The organism is Alteromonas sp. S015 (genome assembly GCF_036864485.1).
Taxonomy (GTDB): Bacteria; Pseudomonadota; Gammaproteobacteria; order Enterobacterales; family Alteromonadaceae; genus Alteromonas.
The window spans coordinates 189,604-211,487 of sequence record NZ_JAZETO010000009.1 but is presented as its reverse complement, the minus strand read 5'-3'; the positions used below and the strand labels follow the sequence as shown (position 1 = coordinate 211,487).

The 21,884-nt window shown below is 45.7% G+C and carries 17 protein-coding genes; 10 read left to right on the top strand and 7 right to left on the bottom strand.

The annotated features are described in order from the left end of the window. Positions 1-6: 6 nt before the first annotated feature. Positions 7-2,196: a M3 family metallopeptidase gene (locus V7R42_RS17240; RefSeq protein ID WP_334021578.1), complete on the bottom strand. Its 2,190-nt coding sequence runs from the start codon at positions 2,194-2,196 to the stop codon at positions 7-9. 253 nt (positions 2,197-2,449) lie between these two features. On the opposite strand from V7R42_RS17240, the gene V7R42_RS17235 reads away from it, so the two are divergent. Together V7R42_RS17235 and V7R42_RS17230 are read left to right on the top strand one after the other, a co-directional pair. Next, positions 2,450-2,968, top strand: a complete 519-nt coding sequence (locus V7R42_RS17235; RefSeq protein WP_334021576.1) for a YgjV family protein — start codon at positions 2,450-2,452, stop codon at positions 2,966-2,968. A gap of 106 nt (positions 2,969-3,074) precedes the next feature. Next, positions 3,075-3,512, top strand: coding sequence for a hypothetical protein (locus V7R42_RS17230; RefSeq protein ID WP_334021575.1), 438 nt, complete (start codon positions 3,075-3,077; stop codon positions 3,510-3,512). Between the two features lie 76 nt (positions 3,513-3,588). Here the strand turns inward: V7R42_RS17230 and purU are convergent, their stop codons facing one another. Both purU and thpR read right to left on the bottom strand, forming a co-directional pair. Beyond that, positions 3,589-4,443 (bottom strand): formyltetrahydrofolate deformylase, encoded by an 855-nt coding sequence (gene purU / locus V7R42_RS17225; protein ID WP_334021574.1) that lies wholly within the window; start codon positions 4,441-4,443, stop codon positions 3,589-3,591. Positions 4,444-4,667: 224 nt separating this feature from the next. After that, the gene (gene thpR / locus V7R42_RS17220; protein WP_334021572.1) at positions 4,668-5,312 is read right to left on the bottom strand and encodes an RNA 2',3'-cyclic phosphodiesterase; all 645 of its coding nucleotides are present in this window, start codon (positions 5,310-5,312) and stop codon (positions 4,668-4,670) included. Positions 5,313-5,508: 196 nt separating this feature from the next. Between thpR and V7R42_RS17215 the strand changes: the two genes are divergently transcribed. Together V7R42_RS17215 and V7R42_RS17210 are read left to right on the top strand one after the other, a co-directional pair. Continuing rightward, positions 5,509-8,232, top strand: a complete 2,724-nt coding sequence (locus V7R42_RS17215; RefSeq protein WP_334021570.1) for an ATP-dependent RNA helicase — start codon at positions 5,509-5,511, stop codon at positions 8,230-8,232. Positions 8,233-8,426: 194 nt separating this feature from the next. Then, complete coding sequence (locus V7R42_RS17210) at positions 8,427-9,239, top strand: DUF4198 domain-containing protein (RefSeq protein WP_334021568.1); 813 nt, start codon at positions 8,427-8,429, stop codon at positions 9,237-9,239. Positions 9,240-9,327: 88 nt separating this feature from the next. Here V7R42_RS17210 and V7R42_RS17205 read toward each other — a convergent pair whose 3' ends face one another. Further along, positions 9,328-10,611, bottom strand: a complete 1,284-nt coding sequence (locus V7R42_RS17205; protein ID WP_334021566.1) for a lytic murein transglycosylase — start codon at positions 10,609-10,611, stop codon at positions 9,328-9,330. Between the two features lie 340 nt (positions 10,612-10,951). Between V7R42_RS17205 and mrcB the strand changes: the two genes are divergently transcribed. Further along, the gene (gene mrcB, locus V7R42_RS17200) at positions 10,952-13,303 is read left to right on the top strand and encodes a penicillin-binding protein 1B (protein WP_334021564.1); all 2,352 of its coding nucleotides are present in this window, start codon (positions 10,952-10,954) and stop codon (positions 13,301-13,303) included. Positions 13,304-13,569: 266 nt separating this feature from the next. On the opposite strand, the gene V7R42_RS17195 is transcribed toward mrcB, so the two are convergent. Together V7R42_RS17195 and V7R42_RS17190 are read right to left on the bottom strand one after the other, a co-directional pair. Continuing rightward, positions 13,570-13,854, bottom strand: coding sequence for a hypothetical protein (locus V7R42_RS17195; protein ID WP_049588555.1), 285 nt, complete (start codon positions 13,852-13,854; stop codon positions 13,570-13,572). Positions 13,855-14,226: 372 nt separating this feature from the next. Then, complete coding sequence (locus tag V7R42_RS17190; protein ID WP_334021562.1) at positions 14,227-15,150, bottom strand: DUF808 domain-containing protein; 924 nt, start codon at positions 15,148-15,150, stop codon at positions 14,227-14,229. 166 nt (positions 15,151-15,316) lie between these two features. On the opposite strand from V7R42_RS17190, the gene V7R42_RS17185 reads away from it, so the two are divergent. After that, positions 15,317-16,057, top strand: coding sequence for an AraC family transcriptional regulator (locus V7R42_RS17185; RefSeq protein WP_334021561.1), 741 nt, complete (start codon positions 15,317-15,319; stop codon positions 16,055-16,057). Between the two features lie 49 nt (positions 16,058-16,106). Here the strand turns inward: V7R42_RS17185 and V7R42_RS17180 are convergent, their stop codons facing one another. Beyond that, positions 16,107-16,922: a hypothetical protein gene (locus tag V7R42_RS17180; protein WP_334021560.1), complete on the bottom strand. Its 816-nt coding sequence runs from the start codon at positions 16,920-16,922 to the stop codon at positions 16,107-16,109. Positions 16,923-17,203: 281 nt separating this feature from the next. Here V7R42_RS17180 and glnK point away from each other — a divergent pair, with 281 nt between their 5' ends. The 4 genes from glnK (at position 17,204) to V7R42_RS17160 (ending at position 21,845) form a co-directional block, all read left to right on the top strand. Continuing rightward, entirely contained in the window at positions 17,204-17,542 is a 339-nt protein-coding gene (glnK, locus tag V7R42_RS17175; protein WP_012516988.1) for a P-II family nitrogen regulator, read from the top strand. A 32-nt stretch (positions 17,543-17,574) separates the two neighbouring features. After that, positions 17,575-18,822 (top strand): ammonium transporter, encoded by a 1,248-nt coding sequence (locus V7R42_RS17170; protein ID WP_014948004.1) that lies wholly within the window; start codon positions 17,575-17,577, stop codon positions 18,820-18,822. Positions 18,823-19,043: 221 nt separating this feature from the next. Beyond that, positions 19,044-20,735, top strand: coding sequence for a gamma-glutamyltransferase (gene ggt, locus V7R42_RS17165; RefSeq protein WP_334021557.1), 1,692 nt, complete (start codon positions 19,044-19,046; stop codon positions 20,733-20,735). A gap of 183 nt (positions 20,736-20,918) precedes the next feature. Next, positions 20,919-21,845: a Dyp-type peroxidase gene (locus V7R42_RS17160; protein ID WP_287498091.1), complete on the top strand. Its 927-nt coding sequence runs from the start codon at positions 20,919-20,921 to the stop codon at positions 21,843-21,845. Positions 21,846-21,884: the final 39 nt, after the last annotated feature.

The window sequence follows — 21,884 nt, the reverse complement described above, 5'->3', positions numbered from 1 at the left end:
ATAAGCTTACTCTTTGGTTTCCTTAGGAATAGGGAAACCTCGGTCACGCATTAATGCGTCTACCTTGGCGTCACGACCACGGAACTTGCGATACGCTTCGGCTGGATCCATCGCGTTACGTACAGCGAATAGGTATTTCACTAAGCGATCGCCTACTTCTTTATCGTAGAAACCACCCGGTGCTTCCATAAAGGCTTCTGCTGCGTCAGCAGTCAACACCTCTGCCCACATGTAGCCGTAATAGGCCGCAGCATAACCTTCACCCGAGAACACGTGACCGAAGTGTGGTGAGCGGTGACGCATAACGATCTCTTCCGGCATGTCTAGCTTCTTAAGCTCTTCGCGCTCAAAAGTATCAGGATCAATTTTACTAGGGTCGGTTGTATGGTACTTCAGGTCCATTATGGCAGAAGCCATATATTCAGTGGTTTTGAAGCCTTCATTGAAGGTTGAGGCCTTCTTAATCTTCTCAACTAGTTCTGCTGGAATTGGCTCGCCTGTTTCATGGTGTACCAGGTAGTTGTTAATCACCTCATCAGTGGTCAACCAACGCTCAAGTAGCTGAGACTGGAATTCAGTGTAATCGCGCACGCCAGAATGAGAAGATGGGTATTTTACGTCAGACGCTAAGAAATGAAGTGCATGACCAAATTCATGGAAGTAGGTCTCAGCATCGTCCCAGGAAATAAGCGTGGCTTCGCCTTCAGCGCCTTTTACGAAATTCGAGTTGTTAGAAGACAATACGGTTTTCTTGCCATCAAAGGTAGTATAAGAGCGATACGTGGTTGCCCAAGCACCAGAGCGCTTACCTTGGCGTGAGAATGGGTCAAGGTACCAAAGACCAATGTGTTCACCGCTGTCTTTGTCTGTTACTTCCCATACTTTCACGTCTTCGTGGAAAACAGGCACTTTGCCTTCTTCAACAGGCGTGAAGTTGAAGTTGAACAAACGACCTGCAACGTAGAACATTGCTTCGCGAAGTTTATCAAGCTGTAAGTACTGTTTTACTTCGTTTGAATCTAGGTCGTATTTCGCTTGGCGCACTTTTTCTGCATAGAAGCGGTAGTCCCAAGGGGCAATGGTGATGTCTGCACCTTCTGCATCAGCAATGGCTTGCATGTCGGCCACTTCTTCTTCAACGCGAGCAATAGCGGCAGGCCATACTTTCATCATCAGTTCCATGGCGTTTTCTGGGTTCTTCGCCATGCGATCTTCTAAACGCCACTGTGCGTAATTTTCGTAACCTAACAGCCCAACGCGCTCGTCACGAAGGGTTAATATACGCTTAATAATGTCATTATTATCAAACTCGTCGGCATTGTCACCGCGGTTGTAGTAAGTACGCCATACTTTTTCGCGAAGCTCACGATTGGTTGAGTAGGTCAAGAACGGGTCCATAGACGAACGCGTATTGGTGATCGCATATTTACCTTCTTCTCCGCGAGTCTCGGCGGCCGCTTTAGCTGCCTTTACAAACGAGGCCGGTAAGCCGTCAAGCTGGTCTTCAGTAATATAAGTAACGTAGTTTTCTTCGTCTGCAAGCACGTTGTTAGAAAACTTGGTGTGCAGCGTAGCAAGTTCTTGGTTAATTTCAGCGTAGCGCTTTTTCGCTTCGCCATCTAACGTCGCACCATTGCGCGCGAAGCTGTTGTAAGTCATCCACGTAATACGCTGTTCTTCTGGCGTGAGCGATTTCAGTTCATCAGACTCGTACACCGTTTTCACTCTTTCAAAGAGTTTTTCATTTTGCGTAATTTGAGTGAAGAAAGCTGACAGTTTTGGTGACATCTCGGCCTGAATTTCGCGGAATTCAGGGCTAGACTTGTTTGAGCTCCAAATGCCGTAATACGTGAATACGCGTCCAAGCTCTGCACCTGCACGCTCCATTTCAATAATGACGTTTTCAAAGGTTGGTGGCGCTTCGTTATTTGCGATGGCTTCGATCTCTTTAAGATTCAGTTCCATGGCTTTTTCTAGCGCAGGCTTCAAATCTTCCAAATTCATTTTATCGAAAGCAGGCACACCGCCGTACGGGCCTTTAAACTCTTGAAGCAGCACGTTATCAAACTGTGCTTGTTGAGATGTCGCTGTTTTTTGTGCATCTGTGCTGATGGTCTCAGGTGCTTTTTGTTCTGAACATGCACCGAGTGCAACCACAACCGCCATAGCGGTGAGTGATGATTTAAATTTACCCATGAGTTTTCCTGTCTGTTTTTATCTATACGTTTTATGACAAAAACCATCTTAAGATAATGTAAAAATAAGTTAAATGCTCTTTAACGTAATTCCTTGCAGCACAGCGGTTTGAAGAGAAATCGCGCTGATATGTAATTCATCGAAACTGGTCAAATTTTGATTGGCTTTATGCTGGTTGGAAATTACACTGCGCGCGTTCTGAATAGCTGTCTTCCGCAGCTCGTAAACCACTGACTTTTTTACTGTGATCACCATGTTTGAATTACTTCTTCACGCGTTTCCCGTTGCATTCGCTTTGGCCTCCTTTTGGTCGAACACTGAACGTAAATTACTGCTACTGAATTTAGGGTTATGTATTGCTATTGGCTCACTTTTGGTTTTCGAGCAAGCGTGGGGAGGAGCTGTAGTAATTACGGTGGCGGGGCTGAGTACCAGTTATCGTTTAATAAAACAAAAACTTCTGTCTCCTGTTGCAACCTACATTACATTAATCTCTATGATGGTTATTGTGCTGACGGTGAATAACCTAACCGGTAAAACATCGTTAGTTGAAGCTATGCCGGTGTTAACTTTTATGGCATACCGGTTTGGTGAACTTCACTGTAAGGAAGCGGGTTTAAGGGTATGCATGATTATTGGCTCCATCAACTTCACTGCGTACGGAATAATTACGCAAACGTGGGGATTAGCCATTACTGAAGCCCTGTTTGCAGCCTCGAACCTGTGGTATTACATGAAGCTAAGACGTGCCATGCGTACTAATCCCGTTTAGCTTTATGTTAAACCAATAAAAATGTAAAAAAAGCTTAGCCGTTGAATGTATAGCCGCTTTGTGATTTATTTATCGTCAAAATGGAATCTGGCTTACAGGGAGCGTTATGCAACGTAAATTCATCGATAAGGCACTGTTTTTTGGTTTTCCTGCTTTTTTATGGGGACTCTTTTTCCTGAACTTAAACGTCGTAGGCGATCTGAAGTTAGCGGCGACCATTGGCAGCGTAGGGCTATGTATTGGCTATGTCTCTTATTTAATAAGCATGGGCTTCGGCAAAAAATACGCTATCGAAAGTTTGATAGAAAAAGATGGTGAACTAGTGATGTTCCACTATTTACACAGTTATGGACGCCAGCCACTAAAGGTGAACGCTAACGCTATCTATGCGCTCAATTTTTCTCACCGTTACCTTGGTGTAATCCTAGATAAAAACGGCAAGGGTTTTGATTTTCACTATCCTTATAAAGAAGCGGTGATAAAAGCGAGGCTTCAAGAGGTGCTTGGTGAAGATGGGTTTAAAAACGTAAAAGTTAACGTGTAGATAGAGTGAAGCCAGTTTCAATAGAAGCCCGAGCATATTTTGCTGTCGGGCTTTATTATTGGGCAATCGTAAAAGCTTACGCAAACACCACGGTTTTATTTCTGTGAATAATCACGCGGTCTTCTAAATGGTAGCGCACACCGTGAGCCAGTGCGTTTACTTCACAATCTTTACCTTTGCGCACCATGTCAGCTGCGCTGTCGCTGTGACTAATACGCTTTACGCTCTGCTCAATAATAGGGCCTTCGTCTAAATCTTTGGTGACGTAATGGCACGTTGCGCCAATTAATTTAACGCCGCGATCATAAGCTTGCTGATAAGGCTTAGCACCCGCAAAGCTCGGCAAGAAGCTGTGGTGAATATTAATAGCTTTACCTTCTAATTCTTGGCATAACGTATCAGGTAAAATCTGCATAAAGCGAGCAAGCACGGTTAAATCAATTTTGTACTCTTTTAGTAAGGTGGTGATTTGCGCAAACGCCGCTTCTTTGCCTAACGCTTTAAAGTCTACCCAATGAAAAGGCACTTTGTACCAATCTGCAAACTGTTTCATTTGGGGGTGGTTGCCAATAATGACTGGAATATCACAGTGTAGTTCGCCTGTGTGCCAGCGGTGAAGCAGGTCAACTAAACAGTGAGACTCAAGGCTAGCTAACAGGGCAACGCGCTGTTTTTTGCTGGAGTCGCTCAGCTTCCAGTTCATCTGATATTCGTTGGCAAGTGGGGTGAACGCTTCAACAAAGCTCTGGTGGTCTAACTTTAGCGAGTCGGTGCTGATTTCATGACGCATGAAAAAGCGGCCGGTTTGCAAGTCGGTATGATGACTTGCTTCAACGATGGTTGCGTTATGGTCGGCTAAAAATTGCGACACGCTAGCAACTAACCCGATTTGGTCAGGGCAGTCTATAACTAATCTAAATGTTTGTTGCATGTGGGCAGAATAAATAAAAAAACAGACTATCTTTTTACCCGTGACGCTAGGCGATGTAAAGGTTATGGGGTATTTAAAGCCAGCTTAAATTGCTATATCTCATAATCACAAAACTTGTTCATCAGATATTTACAGGTTTTTAAACTTATGTCGGCTTTTTACAGAACAAGCAAACCACAAATCGACATGGGTTTGTCTGATTCAGCACTACGCAGTATTCCTCCTTATTCGTCGGTTATTCCACGCCGTAGTTTTTCTCTTACCGACATATTGTGCTTTAACGGCCAGGATTGGCGAATAGGGTAAGTCACGCCTTGAGGTGTAGAGATTGATTCAAAAAGATGAAAAGCAGAAACATGCATGTCGATATTGGGGCTATACAGTGGTAAAGGTAACGTAGACGTAGCCTTTCTGACCATGGTGACGTGAGGCTTGTACTCTCTGTTTTCCACTTCTATTGCCGCTTTGCGGGCCGCTTTTCGCGAGAATTTGGCAAGTTCACTGAGTGCCTTTGGCGTATCCTTCGGCGCAGCGAAGAGTATTTTGGGACCATTCCACAAGCCTGTCGTATCAAGGGTCAGAGAGAATGGCTCGCTTATTAACTGGTCAAGTTCATAAATAAGCGCTTCGTGTTGTCGATGACTTATCTCGCCAAGAAAGCACAACGTTATATGAAAGTTTGCTGCAGGCACGGCGTAAGGCATTGCTAATCCTTGGTTATCATTTTGATGCCTACTATGCTTTCGCGACGCTGTTGCGGAATTTTTAAGCCATTGACGTGGCATCACTTCAGGCAATGCCTGTTGGCGCCAACTATCTAGAGCAAGTTTTTCTGTGGTGCTAAGATCTAAACCGATAAAGCTTCGCATAGCTTTACTCCTTCCAATTTGCCCTTTAGCTTGTACATTACGTTAATGCGCTACCTGCAAGATAAAAAGTTAAGAGGGTAGCCCCAAAGCCTATACAAACCTCAGCTTATCATGGCACTACCTGTGAGCGCCAAAACAAGCCGCAAAGTTTCGCTTTCTATCGAACTTAAAAAAATAGCCGTGATGTTCAGGTGAATTGATGAAATCAGGTACACTATACCCATCAACTTATAACACCTTTTTGCCCTTTATGTTACAGCCGTTTTCTCATTTACCCGCTTATGAACTTGTTACACCGCTCCAAGAAGCTGTGGCCATTAACAACGTCATCATAGGGGCACCACCTGGCGCGGGAAAATCCACAGTACTTCCTTTGTCACTGCTGCAATCGTCGCTTCAGGGAAAAATATTGCTTATGCAGCCACGACGGGTGGTGGTAAGAAACCTTGCAGATTTCTTAGCTAGGCAACTGAATGAAAATGTGGGCGAAACAGTTGGCTATCGCATTAAGGGTGAGTCGAAAACATCGGCTGCTACTCGGCTTGAAATCATAACCGAAGGGGTGCTGACCCGCATGATTCAGCAAGACCCTGAGCTTGCAGGTGTAGCCGCTATAGTCTTCGATGAATTTCACGAACGCAGTATTCACAGTGACTTTGGTTTGGCGCTAGCACTTGAAGTCCAATCCGGACTTCGCGAAGATTTACGGTTAATTGTGATGTCGGCTACCTTGGATGTAGCGCCACTTCAAACATTACTCAATGGGTTTAGCGTATTACCAGTAGTGAACTTGAATACGCAAGGTCGCATGTTTCCCGTTGATATTCGCTACACTCAAGATGTGCAGGCGCATGAGCTAGTACATAAAATCTGTAACATCATAAACCAGGCTGTAGGCGAACACGCCGGAGATATCTTAGTGTTCCTTCCTGGGCGAGGAAGTATCAACGCTGTTGCCAAAGAAATAAAAGGGTTCATTGAAAGCGCGGACATAGCCGTTCACATGCTCTATGGAGCACTGAGTAAGTCAGCGCAGCAAGCCGCTATTGCCCCAGACCCGCAAGGTAAACGAAAAATCATATTATCTACCAATATTGCTGAAACAAGCTTAACTATCGAAGGCGTGACAGTGGTTATTGATAGTTTGTGGGAAAATAGTGCTCAGTATCATCCGTCGAGTGACATTACAGCGCTCACCCAGCAACGCATTTCGCAAGCATCTGCCATTCAAAGGGCCGGTCGAGCGGGGCGGGTAATGGCCGGAACTTGCTACAGGCTATGTAGCAAAAGTAGCTTCGAACGCTTGGCTAGACACAGTGCGGCGCAAATTGAAAAAGAAGATTTAAGTAGCTTGTTGCTTGACACCTTAGCTTGGGGGAGCAGCCCCGATACGTTGGCATTGTTGACGAAACCTACACACGCACAGCAGCAAGTCGCGCAGCAAAAACTTCAGCGGGTTAATGCTATCACCCAAGCAAATATTACTCCCTATGGAAGAGCATTGGCCCAGTTGCCCTGCCAGCCCCATTTAGCCCATTTATTGCTAACTGTTAAACACGGCATTGAAGGGCTTAGTGCTGATGAGAATAACGCGCTACGCTATGCCGCACCTTTTGTCGTGGCGCTCAGCGAGAGTAATATCAGTGTGGGGGGCGCGACCAACGCAATGGAAGCGCTGCTGCAAGCCAATAGCAACATTTGCAGTCAGCTTATACAGCAAGCTTCCCGTTATGCACGCTACGTGCAGAATAAGGATGCAAAAACACAGATACCCAAGCTTGATATTAATGCATTAGACGAGCAAGCTTTTGGGCTCTGTATCGCTATAGCATTTCCTTTGCTGGTGGGCTACAGGCGCAATGCGCCAGGTAAATCGGGAGAGAACCCCAACACATCAAAAAGTGTACCGGGGGGCACAACAATAAACGGTAAGCTTAAGGCCAACATAATCGAATACAAGCTGGCGAGTGGAAAAGGTGCAGAGCTTACCACTGCTGGCAATGTCTCCGTTTTTGATGAAAGCGAAAACGGCCGAGGGCCTTGGCTGGCAGTGCTTGAAGGGCAGCTGATAAAAAGCACCGTGGCAATACGCTTGGCACAACCTGTGCCTGAAAGCTGGCTGCGCTTTGCTTTTCCAGACGAATTCAGCGAAAAACGCAGTGTTATTCTTAATAGCGACACTGGCGTGATGGAAGCCAGAGTGAGTACGGGTTTTTATGACATAAGGCTAAATAGTACACCGGTATCTGGGCAGGAAAAAAGTCGTGAAAAAGCGTTTTGGGATGATACGTTGTGCAGCACATGGTTGACGTATCTTGATGCATTACCTTTATCAAGCTGGCCGCTTTCTGATGCCGACTGGCAATGGTGGAGAAGGGTCGAGATGGCCGCAAAGCTCAATTTGCCACAAGATAAAGCCTTCGATGAGCCCGACCCGTGGCCGGTGTCTTTAAGCGATCTCGCGCACGCGGCCAAAGACAGTTTAGCGCCTGTCTTAAAAAACTGTAAAAGCATTAAAAATCTTAGGCAGTTACCGTGGAAAACAGCCTTAAATAATGGTTTATCTTGGCCTCAGCAAGACGCGCTTTCCACACTTTTGCCAACTCACTTGACTATTCCAACGGGTAGAGAAGCTAGCCTGGATTATCGGGATAATGGAGATGTAGTGCTGTCGGTCAAAATGCCAGAATTGTATTCACAAAGCACTCCACTAACCTTAGCGGGTGGGCGAATTACCGTTGTATGTGAGCTGCTGTCACCAGCAGGTAGGCCATTACAAACCACCAGTGATTTAGCCGCCTTTTGGGATGGCAGTTATAAGGAAATACAAAAAGAAATGAAGGGGCGCTATCCAAAGCACTTTTGGCCAGATGACCCCGCAAATGCATCGCCGACCAGCAAAACAAAAAAGCATATGTAGCGCGTTGATACGGCTACACGAACCATCGTTTTCAGGTGATTTTTGTTTATTTTAAACAAAAGTAGTATCTATACGCCATTTTCCTATATGCCAGTTTCGTACACAGTATGTTTTTTACGACAGTGGTCGTACGCGGAAACTTGCGCTAAGTTGGAGTATGAAACCTCACTCTTATTTACAGGTTAAACTACCTAATGAAACTATCTTGTATTGCTACCGCTGCTTTTTTATTTGCTACTTCAATTAACGTTCAAGCTCACGATTTTTGGCTAGAACCCACAGCATATCGTTCTCAAGAATCGAGTTCGCTGGCATTGCAGTTTAAAGTGGGTCATAAGGAAGACACCTCTCATTGGAACCTTGCATGGGATAGAATAGTCGCCTTGCGCACCTACTCTTTTGACGGTGTGACTGATATGGCTGCCAGTGTTGTACCTAAAACCTCAATGCTGCCGGGCATGGCAAAAACAACCAAGCTCCCATCCGGTACTCACGTCATAGGGTTTGAAAGCTATCACGCCACAAGCACATTAAAAGCGAAGAAGTTTAATCAGTATGCAAAAGAAGAAGGCTTAACTGAGGTATTGGCGCACCGCGAGGCGAGGGGACAAAACGATATCGCCGGCAAAGAGCTGTACTCTAGAAAGGCGAAAACCATTGTGCAAGTTGGTGACGCGGTAACGAACAACGTATTAAAACCCATTGGCCACACATTGGAAATAGTGCCTCTTGAACATCCTTACAAGCTTGCAGGAAACACGCTATCTGTTCAGGTATTATTTAAAGGTAAGCCTTTGAGTAACGCGCTTATTGATGCGTATTCCTTGGTTGATCACAGCGCTAAAGAGCAAGCGGTTAAAACTGATAGTGAGGGCAAGGCGACGTTTAAATTTGACGTCGAAGGACCTGTAATTTTGAATACAGTTTGGGGAGTCCCACTTACAAATAGCGCGGCTGCAGATTTCGAAACCTATTTTTCAAGCCTAACGTTTGAGTACTTTCAGTAACCAACAAAGTGAGTGGTTTACACCTTGTAGGCCACTGAAAATACCAAACAGTGAATGCGCGCCAGAAATGGCGCAGCATATTTCAAGTTTAAGAAGTCGTCGTTGCAAGGTCGATATTAAGTGCAGCCATCACTTCAAGTCCTGGGAACCCATCCGCAATCATGTTGTTACTAATTTGGTAATTGCGAATGCCTTCACGGGTAGCGGGGCCAATAATGCCGTCAGGCTTACCCACATCAAAGCCCAAATCATTCAGCTTGCTTTGAAGGGCAATAATATCTTTGCGATTGTACGCAGGTAAATCAGGTAACGTGGCTTTAATACCAGACGCCCCAGCGATGCGGTCGGCCAATACACCCACGGCAATGGCATAAAACTCAGAGTTGTTCCAGCGCATAATAACGCGGAAATTCTTATAGGCGATAAAGGCAGGTCCGTTATGGCCCGCAGGCACAATAACATAGGCCGTAGTGTCGCCTTCGCCCAACTCAGAACCATCAGCTTTTTTAACCCCTTGGGCGTTCCATTCACTAAGCGATTTTCTATTTTTATAGCCTGACTCTTGATAGTCGAAGCTCTCAGGCAGTTGCACCTCACGACCCCAACGGAAGCTACGCTCCCAACCAAGGTTAGCAAGGAAGTTAGCCGCAGAAGATAAAGCATCTTCTTCACTTGCCCACAAATTGATTTGCCCGTCGCCATCGCCATCGATAGCGTAATGGGTATAGGCTGAGGGCATAAATTGGGTGTGACCCATTGCACCGGCCCACGAGCCAATCATGTCTTCTTTTTGAAGCTTCTCTCGCTCCATCAGCTTCACAGCCACAAGAAACTCTTGGGTGAAGTAGGTGCTTCGTCGCTTATCACAAGCCAAAGTGGCAAGCGAGTCGAGTACCGGCATTTTGCCCTTATAAGAACCAAAGTTTGTTTCTAGTCCCCAGAAAGCAAGTAGGTAGTGAGGAGGTACGCCGTATTTTTCATTTAGCTTATGCAAAAGCTTTTCGTGTTTTGCATACATCTCTTTGCCTTTCTCGGTGCGCCAGTCGGTAACGCGCTTGCTGAAGTACCCGGGAAAGGTTTGTACGAATTCAGGTTGGCTGCGGTCTAGCTCTATCACGCGGTCTTGGTGAACAAGACGAGGAAATACATCATTGATAGTTTGCTGACTAACCCCTTCCTGCTTGGCTTTATCGGCTAGCGCGGCGGCACAGCTTGCGAACTGCTCATTGGCTAGCGCTGAATTGAATGTGGCACCCGCGAGAAACAGCGCCAGAGACGAGCGAAGTGACGTTCGGAAGAATGAGGCGTAAGACTTTGCCTGTCTAGACGAACGCGTAGAGAAAAAAGAAGACTTAAATGAAGCTAAGCGCATAGTACGGTTCCTGTGTTACTTGCCAGCATGCTATCGCATTGTGACCTTCAAACGCGAGTAAAATTCATTTTTACCATTAGACCTGTAAGCACTTTGATGCCTTTCTAGAGTGTTAAATTAGTAGTGTGTACATTTGGAAACAGTTGTTGAGTGGCTGCCCGAATGGTAATGTTTATACTAGGAACTAGGGCTGTATCGGGCTTAAAAAGCTTTCATTGAGCCCCAATTTGAACATTTATGGTCAACAGCTCTCTTCAAAGCTAACGTTTTACAGATGTTCGTTAAATCCATATCGCAATGACTGCGATGTCATCAACAGTGATCTTCATGGCGTTTTCACGTGGCAAAAAGACAGACAAAAAACAATTCATCTTCTAAAAGCAAAGTATCGAGTAAGGGCAAAAGCTCAGCCAAGCGTTCTTGGTTTGTTAAGTTGTTCTGGCGATTGACATTAATTGGTTTTGTCGTGCTTGGAGCATATGCTTTTTATCTGGACGCACAAATTAAGCATGCGTTTTCTGGAAATAAGTGGGAAGTGCCTGCGCAAATCTTTGCGCGCCCGTTGGAAATTAGCAAAGGCGAAGAGATCACGCCCCAAGAAGTTATTGATGAACTTAATTTGCTGGGCTATCGCAAGGTTACTTTTGCCGACAGTAGCGGTGAATATAGCTATCAAAATAAGGTGCTGAATGTACAGCGCCGTGCATTTCAGTTTCCTGAAGGCGCAGAGCCTTTGCGTCATCTAGTAATAACGTGGGAAGGTGCGCGTATCGGGGAAATTTATGATAAATCTCAAGGCCGCCCATACGGTTCTGCCAAATTAGAGCCTTGGTTAGTGACGCGCATGGCAAGCGGTTCTCAAGAAGATCGCATGCTGGTGACGTTAGATACTATTCCCGAAATGTTGCCAAAAGCGCTGACGCTGGTGGAAGACCGAAATTTTTACAATCACCATGGTGTTGCACCGCTTTCAATATTGCGAGCGCTAGTGGCTAATATTGCCGCCGGTCGAACGGTTCAAGGCGGCAGCACGCTAACGCAGCAGCTGGTTAAAAACATGTTTTTAACCCGTGAGCGTTCAATAGTGCGTAAGGCAAAAGAAGCCATTATGGCGGTGATTATTGACGCCCGTTACAGCAAATCAGAAATTATTGAAGCTTATTTAAACGAAGTGTTCTTAGGTCAAAACGGCGACATGGCCGTGCATGGTTTCGGGCTTGCCAGCTATTTCTATTTTGACCGACCCGCCAAAGAGCTAAGTACGCCCGAAATAGCTACGCTGGTTGCTATCATAAAAGGTCCATCTTATTACAACCCCCGCAGGTATGCAGAGCGCACGAAAGAACGTCGTGATTTGGTGCTGCGTATGTTGTTTGATGAAAATGAAATCAGCCGTCAAGAATACGAACGCTTTGTGAACATGCCGTTAGGGCTAGCCAGTGGTGCAAGTTTAGCAAGCGGCAAACACCCTGCGTTTATGGAGCAAGTTCGTAGAGAGCTCAATGAAATTCTGGCAGAACCTAGTTTGAGAGACTCAGGCGTAAAAGTGTTTACAACACTAGATATCGTGGCTCAACGCCGCGCTGAAAGCGCATTGTCGGATACACTAAGCGGTTTGCAAAAAGATAAAAAAGTGCCTTTACAAGGCGCGATGGTAGTGACCGACAGCGCAAGTGGTGAAGTACGCGCTATTGTTGGCGGAAAAGACTTTGCGTTTAAGGGCTTCAACCGTGCGCTTGACGCTAAGCGTCCTATTGGCTCGTTGATCAAACCTGCAGTTTACTTAACCGCATTAGAGGATCCTACACTATTTAACTTGGCAACACCGCTAAAAGATGAGCCGATTACCCTTGAAAGTCGAAATGGAAAAACCTGGTCGCCACAAAACTACGATAAAGCGTTCAGAGGGCAGGTGCCTTTACTACAAGGGCTTGTGGAGTCATTGAATGTGCCAACGGTTAATTTAGGCATGCAAATCGGGCTTGATGCGTTAGCCGATACGATAGAGCGACTAGGAGTAACTACACCTGTAGATAAAGTCCCGTCATTGACACTGGGCGCTTTTGAATTGACCCCCTTTAGCACCAACCAAATGTATCAGACGCTATCGAACGAAGGGCGCTATATCCCGCTGCACACAGTGACCTCAGTAGTTACCGTTGACAACGCATTACTTTGGAAAAAGGCGGAGTTTTTTGCTCAGCGTACCGATGAAGCGGCAACCTACCTTCTCAATTATGCATTGTATAAGGTTACCACGGATGGCACAGCCAAACGCATTGGTTGGAATTTTGGCAATGTGAATATGGCCGGTAAAACGGGCACCACCGATGACTATCGCGATAGTTGGTTTAGCGGCTTCGATAGAAACAATGTGGTTACGGTTTGGGTAGGCAACGATGATAACCAGCCTGTTAATTTGACCGGAGCAGCGGGTGCCTTACCCGTCTTTATTAATTATATGAAGTCTCAGTCACCCAAGTCATTATCAAGGCGTTTCCCGAAAGGCTTAGGGATCGCACATTTTGACGCCCAAACTGGCGCGGTTGTTGTTGCCGGGTGTGGGGGTAGTTTAAGTGTACCGGCTATTTTGGATGTGCTTCCTCCGCCCCAACAAGATTGCTCAGGCGAACCTGTAGACAAAAATGGCAACAAGAATGATAAAAGCTGGTGGGAGCGTATATTCGGATAAAAAACTCCAGTAAGAAGATAGAAAACACAATCACTTGGCTGGGATACAGTCCGTGCTTTCTATCTCCCTCTGGAGTAAAAGGCCCAGGGAAGGCAAATCTTTTAGCGGTAGTCGGTTAGGTTCCTATTTGTTTTTATTGCGTTTTCAGTGACCTTTCTGAAGGAATAGGCGCGCTGTTGAAAACACCAGCGCACTGACTACAAACGCAATAACCGGTCCGAGTACCACCATAAATAGGGTTGCGGCGGTTAACATGTGCATTCTCCTTATGCGTCGTTATCGTCTGAGCTGATAGGCTCAATCGGCGTAATAGTGATGTCTGCAACCAATGCATTTGCTTCTTCTACTTCTGGCTCAAACGTATGGCTTGCAGTTAACACGTCATAAGTCACGCCTAGGTCCAAGTTCTGCTTTACGTCATGCATGGCGCTTTCAACGATAAAATCTGTATGCGAAACAATGTTGTTCTGAGTGTCGTCAGCGAACGCTGATGCGCTCAATACGCTAGTTGCTAAAGTTAGTGCAGTGAAAGTTTTGCGACCGATAAACATAGTAATCTCCAAAAATTAAGTTAGACACTGCACTTGAACATACTGCGTGGCAGCTATCATGTTGCTAAAGGTTTCGATAATAAGTCGTTATCAATTAACAATTAGTTTATAGCGAGGGATGTGCCAACTTGTAAAAATGCGGTAAGTGCATGAATTTATTGAATTTTAAATTTGTTTAAAAAATAAGGGTGAAATTAAGGAATTAAAGAAATACTAAAATTTAGCGAATTTAATGTAGAGGTGGTCAAAATGACTAACACAAATTTTTTAACATTTGCGCAGCGACACTGGTGGCCATGAGAAAGGTCAGAAATAGGGGCGCTAGTCTATAAAAAAGAGCAGCGCCGCCAATGTATAAAAGAGTGAATAGGTCTAGGACGGTTTACTTCTAAATTGTGAAACCATTGTCACTACTAGCGCAATGAACACACCAGCAGCAATACCAACAACACCATCAGCAAGTATAGACATAACCAGCGATGCGTCTGGGATAAGTGCGGTAAACCAGTCGGTAATAACGTGCAAAAAGCCAATGCTGTGTGTGAGAATACCACCACCGACTAAAAACATAGCAACAGTACCTACTACCGCGAGGGTTTTCATTAGTGCGGGCGCGGCAACTAATAACGCTCTGCCAATAAATCGTTGAAGAGTGTTCATAGACCCTGTTAGCGACTTGCGAAGCATGTAAAGACCCACATCGTCCATTTTAACTAATGCCGCTACCAGCCCGTAAACGCCAAGGGTAATGGCTAAGCTTAGTGCTACTAGCACACCAATTTGTGTGGTAAGCGTTGCATCGGTCACAGTACCTAATGCAATTACAATAATTTCGGCAGACAGTATGAAGTCAGTGCGTATTGCACCTTTAATTTTATCTTTCTCAAAAGCCACCATGTCCACATCTTCATGGGTAAGTGCCTCTATTCTGGCTTCTCGTGTTTTTTCTTCATCCTCGTGAGGGAGGTACTTATGCAGCAGTTTTTCTGCACCTTCAAAACACAGATATAACCCGCCCAGTACTAATAGCACAGTGATAAGTGAGGGAACAAAAGCACTTATGGCTAGCGCTGCAGGAACTAGAATGGCTTTGTTGATAAGTGAGCCTTTTGCTACGGCCCATACCACAGGCAGCTCTCGGTCTGCTTTAACCCCCTGAACTTGGTCGGCATTCACCGCCAAATCGTCGCCCAAAACGCCCGCCGTTTTTTGCGCTGCGACTTTCGACATGGTTGCGATGTCATCCATTAACGTTGCTATATCATCAAGTAGGGCAAGTAAGTTAGCGGCGGCCACAGTGATTTTCCTTGTATTCGTTGTTATAGAGTATGCGGTTTTTATGCTTCACCAACATAGCAAGTAGGCAAGCTATAAGTGGTTGCAGTTTGCCAAGAATACGCGCAGCATCTTACCTTTGGCAACCTATGAATAGTGTGACATCAAATAGAAGGCAGGAATGAGTGTGAGTAACAATAGAAAAATAAATGAAGCGACAGCATTGCCCTCACTTTCTATTCGTTCTTATGCCAGAACTGCACGGAGTCATGCCCACCCTTATTACCAGTTGGTATTGCCTATTAACGGGCATATAGAGATAAAACAAGACTATTTTTCAGGGAATGTTGGCGTGGGAGAAGGTGTGTGTATTGCTCCCCACGAAGAACACAATTTTAGCGCAAATGAAAATGCTAAGTTCGTGGTAGCTGACTTGTTAACTGTGCCAGTGCAGTTGCAAGATAAACGCACGCCTATATTCCAAGTTAATTCTGCTCTTCTGACTTTCTTGAGCTTTGTCGAAGTGCAATTAACGCATTACGCTTATTATGGTCATCGTGAAGTGGCTGATTTATTTCAGGTGTTATTAGCAAAAAGCGAAGTCGGAAATGGTACAGGCAAGCGTATGACTCGTGTAATAAGTCATATACACACTGATTTAAGCGCTTCACACTCTTTAAAAGCCCTGTCTGAGCTTGCTTGCATGGGAACAACACAATTCAAAACACGTTTCAAAGGCGCAACTGGACTTAGTTTACGAGACTATCTCGTGAAAGTGAGAATGGAGAAGGCCAAAGCACTGCTTAGAAATACTGATACGCCAATGATAGAAATAGCCCAGATAACCGGGTATGAAGATGTTGCAGCGTTCAGCCGACGGTTTAAAGCGTATTTCGGGCGACCCCCTAAGTTTTTCAAAAGAAAGTAACTAAACTGGTGCTTTTACCTGATATGCGGTCAATAGTTGATAGAGACGGCTAGTTTATCTCTTCGTCTTTAGGAAGTTTATTGACTCTGGCGTCTATAAATCGTTGGTGATCGTCCATTTTGGTGCATTCTAAAGTACCACCACCAAACCCACTCAATATCACCAAAGCTGTATTGGTTGTACTGCTACAGTTTACGCGTTTTGAAGGGCGTCGATTTTCATTAGCTTGTATTTGCTGTGTGCTTGGCCCGCTAAGCACTGGACTATTTTTACGCTCTTGAAATGCTTTTGCTGCCTGTTCTGCGTCTTCAGCGACTTTGTCACTGTGATACTTTTCAAAGTAGAGGGCCGCGCCATCTTTTACCGACAGATTCAACGAGCCTGCGCGCCGATTTGCGTCTTTTGATAAAGTGGGCGACGGCAGTGTATTAGTCGGCTTACTTTCAATGGGTACCTGCTGTGTATCGGGCTCAGCATTTTTCTGTTGCTTGGGCGCAGGGCTTTCTACAATTTCATTTTTACTATCAAGTGCTTCAGTAGCTTTGGTTGCGTCAGGCTTCAACTCAATTTCTTGCCTTTTAGGGGAAACATCGATTGGTTTAGTTTCTTGTGGTTTAGCTTGGGCAGGAGGGCGTGGAACGGGGGGATAGTACAGTCTGGCGCTTATCTCCGGCGTTCGCTCCAAAACATTTACTCGTGCTTTTTGGTTGTTGATGCCCATTTGAGAAAGTATGACCATTACGATGACCCCAAACACATGTGCACAGCCCGAAATTAATAGTGGGCGCCACGCCGTTTTCTTTGCAACGGAATGGTGTTCAATGCTGCGCTCAGGCGCAAAGAAAGATGGGGTGATAGTTGTCATAGTAAACAACAGACCATGGGCCCTATCGAATAGTTCCATCCTAATTTCATCGCACTTTTTAGTCCTCTCACCTTACCGCAACCTCATACCGCTTCAAAATTGGGCAAATTTTTAACAGTGCACCATTAGTGTGCATTATTTTAGTGCGTTCATGAAGCGTTTGCTTGTATGTATTTGATTTATTTGGCTAATCATTTGTGGCATGGCTCTTGGTTTATCTTCCCATAGTTGGAAACACGAACATAAATCACAGAATAACCAAAACAAACTGGGAGCAACTCATGAAACTAGTCACAGCGATCATCAAGCCGTTCAAGCTAGATGATGTTCGTGAAGCCATTTCAGAAATCGGTATCGACGGTTTGACCGTGACCGAAGTGAAGGGCTTTGGACGTCAAAAAGGACACACTGAACTTTACCGCGGAGCGGAATATCAGGTGGATTTTCTACCTAAAGTCAAACTGGAAATTGCTGTTCAGGATGATCAAGTAGAGCGCCTGGTAGAAGCCATCGTTGGCGCTGCCAAAACAGGCAAAATTGGAGACGGCAAGGTATTTGTTTACGACCTTGAACACGCCGTTCGTATTCGAACTGGTGAGTCGGATAGCGACGCGCTGTAAGCCACAACGATATATTTGCGGAGAAAACCATAATGGAAATCACTTTTGAACTTGGGTATGCGCTAGATACCTTTTATTTTCTAATCTGCGGTGCACTGGTTATGTGGATGGCTGCAGGTTTTGCGATGCTTGAAGCTGGTCTTGTTCGAGCGAAAAACACCACAGAGATTCTAACTAAAAACGTGGCGCTATTCGCTATCGCTTGCACTATGTATATGATTTGCGGTTACGGCATTATGTACGGTGGCGGCGACTGGGGTCCATTCCTAAGCGGTATCATGGCTGATGGCGCAACAGGTGTCGCTGAAGAGCCAGCAACATATGCACCTTCTGCTGACTTCTTCTTCCAAGTAGTATTTGTTGCAACAGCAATGTCTATCGTATCTGGTGCGGTAGCTGAGCGTATGAAGCTTTGGGCATTTCTAGCGTTCGCAGTTGTTATGACGGGCTTCATCTATCCAATGGAAGGTGCTTGGACATGGGGCGGCGAAGCAGTATTCGGTATGTATACGCTTGGCGACCTTGGTTTCTCTGACTTTGCAGGTTCAGGTATTGTTCACATGGCTGGTGCAGCTGCTGCTCTTGCTGGTGTTCTTGTGCTTGGTGCTCGTAAGGGTAAATACACCGCTGACGGTAAAGTAAACGCGATTCCAGGTGCAAACTTACCGCTTGCAACTTTAGGTACATTTATCCTGTGGATGGGGTGGTTTGGCTTCAACGGCGGTTCAGTGCTGGCTACTGCAACTGTTGAAAGTGCAAACTCAGTAGCGATTGTATTTATGAACACAAATGCTGCAGCTGCTGGTGGTGCAATTGCTGCACTTATCGTAGCACGCATTCTATTCGGTAAAGCTGACCTAACTATGGTACTTAACGGTGCACTAGCCGGTCTTGTGGCTATTACAGCAGAGCCTTCAACTCCTACACCATTACAAGCTACTTTGTTCGGCGGCCTTGGTGGTATTTTAGTAGTGCTTAGCATTGTTGCACTAGACAAGCTTAAGATTGACGATCCAGTGGGCGCAATTTCAGTTCACGGCGTGGTTGGTCTTCTAGGTCTTATCCTTGTACCTTTCACTAACGATGGTTCAAGCATCTCTGGTCAGCTAATTGGTGCAGCGACTATCTTTGTATGGGTATTCGTAGTGAGCCTAGTGGTATGGCTAGTAATTAAAGCGGTTATGGGTGTACGTGTGAGCGAAGAAGAAGAATTCGACGGCGTAGACATGAGCGAATGTGGTCTGGAAGCATACCCAGACTTCACAAGCAGCCGTTCGTAAGAGAGTCTCGATTAGGCAACGAAACAACAATAACAATAATGCCTTATTACTTCGTTTAAGCCCCACTAATGCGGGGCTTTTTTCGTTTCATGCAATGTGTTTTATGACCATTTTTGAGCTTAGGAAAAGAGCCTAGGCGTAATGTGACAATAACGCTACACTATAAATCGATAGACTAACGCTAGATTTATTATCGGCAACGTTTTAGTAAAAGGACGGTTATGATTGCAAGTGTGCGACTTCTACCTTTGATACTGGCTTTCTTTAGTATCAGCTGTTTGGGCTATGACAGAATAACGGGGCATCCCTTTGCAAGTCGCTCAGAAGTTATTGCAAAGAACGGCATGGCAGCAACAAGCCAACCATTAGCTACGCAAGTGGCGTTGGATATTTTAAAACAAGGCGGCAGCGCGGTCGATGCCGCCATTGCAGCCAATGCCATGTTAGGTTTAGTGGAGCCAACAGGAAGCGGTGTTGGCGGCGACTTATTTGCTATAGTGTGGGATGCAAAAGAAGAAAAGTTAGTCGGCTTAAACGCCTCGGGTCGTTCTCCAAGGCAGCTAACTAAAGCTGTGTTTGCCGAGCGTGGTTTGCATCAAATTCCAAAATTTGGTCCGCTACCAGTTTCTGTCCCTGGCGCTGTAGATGGCTGGTTTGCACTACACGAAAAATTTGGCAAGCTGCCCATGTCTGCGCTGCTTACGCCATCTATCAAATATGCCCGTGAGGGGTTTCCTGTTTCAGAAGTCATTGCCTATTACTGGCAGATGAATCAAGAGCGAATTGGTCACTATGACGGCTTCGCAGAGACTTTTCTTATCGACGGGAAAGTACCGCAAAAAGGCGATGTTTTTAAAAACCCTGCGTTAGCCGTGACCTATGAAAAGATTGCAACAGGCGGGCGAGATGCTTTTTATAAGGGCGATATCGCACGCACTATCGATGTTTACATGAAGTCTCAAGGCGGCTTTTTGTCATACCAGGATTTGTCATCGCATACCTCGGAGTGGGTAGAGCCCGTTTCTGCTAACTATCGGGGGTATGATGTGTGGGAACTTCCGCCCAACGGACAAGGCATAGCGGCACTACAGATTCTTAATGTGCTTGAGCACTATGATATCGAAGGAATGGGGTTTAACTCAGCAGACTACATCCATACCTTTGTTGAAGCCAAGAAGCTCGCCTTTGAAGATCGCGCTAAGTTCTATGCGGATCCAGACTTCAACGATATTCCAGTCGACTGGCTAATTTCGAAAGAGTACGCGGCTAAGCGTCAGAAGCTCATAGATAATGAACGCGCAGCGAATCGCGTTGATGCGGGTATTTATGAAGGGGATACCATTTATCTGACCGTTGCTGATAAAGAGGGCAATATGGTGTCTTTAATTCAAAGTAACTACCGCGGAATGGGCTCAGGCATGACACCTCCAGGGCTAGGTTTTATTCTTCAAAATAGAGGTGAGATGTTTACGCTTGAAGAAGGGCACTTTAATGAATATCGCCCGGGAAAGCGTCCATTTCACACCATTATCCCGGCTTTTGTAACAATAAACGGTAAGCCGGTGATGAGCTTTGGCGTGATGGGCGGTGGAACTCAGCCTCAAATGCATGCACAAATTATTGTAAACATTCTCGACTTTGGAATGAATCTGCAGGAAGCGGGGGATGCTCCACGCATACTGCACAGTGGGTCGAGTAGCCCAACGGGCGCGTTGATGACTGATGGTGGCTATGTGAGCTTAGAATCAGGGTTCAGTGAAACCGTTCAGCGAGAGCTAATGGAGCGGGGGCATAAGCTTCAACGCGTGGTAGGCGCGTTCGGTGGCTATCAGGCCATCGCTTGGGACGAGCAGAAAGGTGTCTATTTTGGCGCTTCAGAAACGCGAAAAGATGGACAAGCCGCGGGCTATTAAGCACACTAGTGTAAATAATAGGCGGCGGAGTTAATTTGTTCCCCGTTTGCTGCTTCGCTTTAAAGGGTTTCAAAGTTTGAAGCAGCCGCTACACTTTACGATAAGGTTCGCACAACAAAGCGCGGCGAATGATCGCAAGCAGCGAAACGTCAGAACAAGGCGTTAATAACAACAAGAGCGGCAATGACACAACCACAAAAAGGCCTCTGCGCTGAGCCAAATTTACATGCACAGTATTTATTACTGAACGTAATTGATGATGATAGCCAAGCGGTGCGGGCTAAACTCTCGCGCGTGCTGGATATATTTGAGCATTTTGAGAATGAGCACTACGAGGCCATGGTAACGGGCGTTGTCGCTATTGGCACCGGTTACTGGGCTGAGGTATACCCTGGTCTTATCCCTGTTGAGCTAGCCCCTTTTCCCGATATGCAGTGTGACGACAGAAGTGCTCCCACCATGCCTTGCGACCTTTTCATACAAATTCGCGCGGATAGGCTGGATATATGCCATGCGGTTGGCATTGAAGTGATGGATTTGCTGCGCATTCACGTTGAGCTGGTAGAGCAGATAAGAGGGTTTAGGTACTTAGATGGCCGTGACCTCAATGGTTTTCTTTATGGCGCAGATAATCCACGTGGAATGAAGCGTAGACAAGTCGGCATTATTGGTGAAGATGACCCTGATTTTAGCGGTGGAAGCTATGTCCACATACAACGCTATCGACATGACTTAAGGCGCTGGAATAGCCTTTCAAGTCGCCAGCAAGAACAAGTGATGGGCACCACACAAGAACACAATCTGGTAAGTAGCGAACAGTCTGAGTCATCGCACTGTGTAAGAGCAAGTACCGTTGCTCCCGATGGTGATGAGCCTAGACTAATAAAGCAAGGCATGCCATACGGTGATATGGCCTCTCAAGGGTTGTTCTTTGTGAGTTGCAGCGCCAGTGCGCGGCCTTTTAAACAGATGCTCCATAGCCAAATATACGGCAATGGCGAAGGCGATTATGACAGATGGCTAGATTTTACCAGCGCTGAAACAGGTGCTGCGTTTTTCGCGCCTTCCGTTAACTTTATTCGGCAGCAGGCAAAATTATCAGAAACTTAAAACGAAAAAGGCACTATTCAGTGCCTTTATTTTTTCGTG

What these genes read in the sequence shown, in the direction of transcription:
- V7R42_RS17180 (WP_334021560.1), bottom strand. Translation starts at nt 16,922, where the DNA reads ATGACAACTATCACCCCATCTTTCTTTGCGCCTGAGCGCAGCATTGAA.
- V7R42_RS17170 (WP_014948004.1), top strand. Translation starts at nt 17,575, where the DNA reads ATGGAAATCACTTTTGAACTTGGGTATGCGCTAGATACCTTTTATTTT.
- V7R42_RS17230 (WP_334021575.1), top strand. Translation starts at nt 3,075, where the DNA reads ATGCAACGTAAATTCATCGATAAGGCACTGTTTTTTGGTTTTCCTGCT.
- V7R42_RS17160 (WP_287498091.1), top strand. Translation starts at nt 20,919, where the DNA reads ATGACACAACCACAAAAAGGCCTCTGCGCTGAGCCAAATTTACATGCA.
- V7R42_RS17205 (WP_334021566.1), bottom strand. Translation starts at nt 10,611, where the DNA reads ATGCGCTTAGCTTCATTTAAGTCTTCTTTTTTCTCTACGCGTTCGTCT.
- V7R42_RS17240 (WP_334021578.1), bottom strand. Translation starts at nt 2,196, where the DNA reads ATGGGTAAATTTAAATCATCACTCACCGCTATGGCGGTTGTGGTTGCA.
- purU (WP_334021574.1), bottom strand. Translation starts at nt 4,443, where the DNA reads ATGCAACAAACATTTAGATTAGTTATAGACTGCCCTGACCAAATCGGG.
- ggt (WP_334021557.1), top strand. Translation starts at nt 19,044, where the DNA reads ATGATTGCAAGTGTGCGACTTCTACCTTTGATACTGGCTTTCTTTAGT.
- thpR (WP_334021572.1), bottom strand. Translation starts at nt 5,312, where the DNA reads ATGCGAAGCTTTATCGGTTTAGATCTTAGCACCACAGAAAAACTTGCT.
- glnK (WP_012516988.1), top strand. Translation starts at nt 17,204, where the DNA reads ATGAAACTAGTCACAGCGATCATCAAGCCGTTCAAGCTAGATGATGTT.
- V7R42_RS17210 (WP_334021568.1), top strand. Translation starts at nt 8,427, where the DNA reads ATGAAACTATCTTGTATTGCTACCGCTGCTTTTTTATTTGCTACTTCA.
- V7R42_RS17235 (WP_334021576.1), top strand. Translation starts at nt 2,450, where the DNA reads ATGTTTGAATTACTTCTTCACGCGTTTCCCGTTGCATTCGCTTTGGCC.
- V7R42_RS17195 (WP_049588555.1), bottom strand. Translation starts at nt 13,854, where the DNA reads ATGTTTATCGGTCGCAAAACTTTCACTGCACTAACTTTAGCAACTAGC.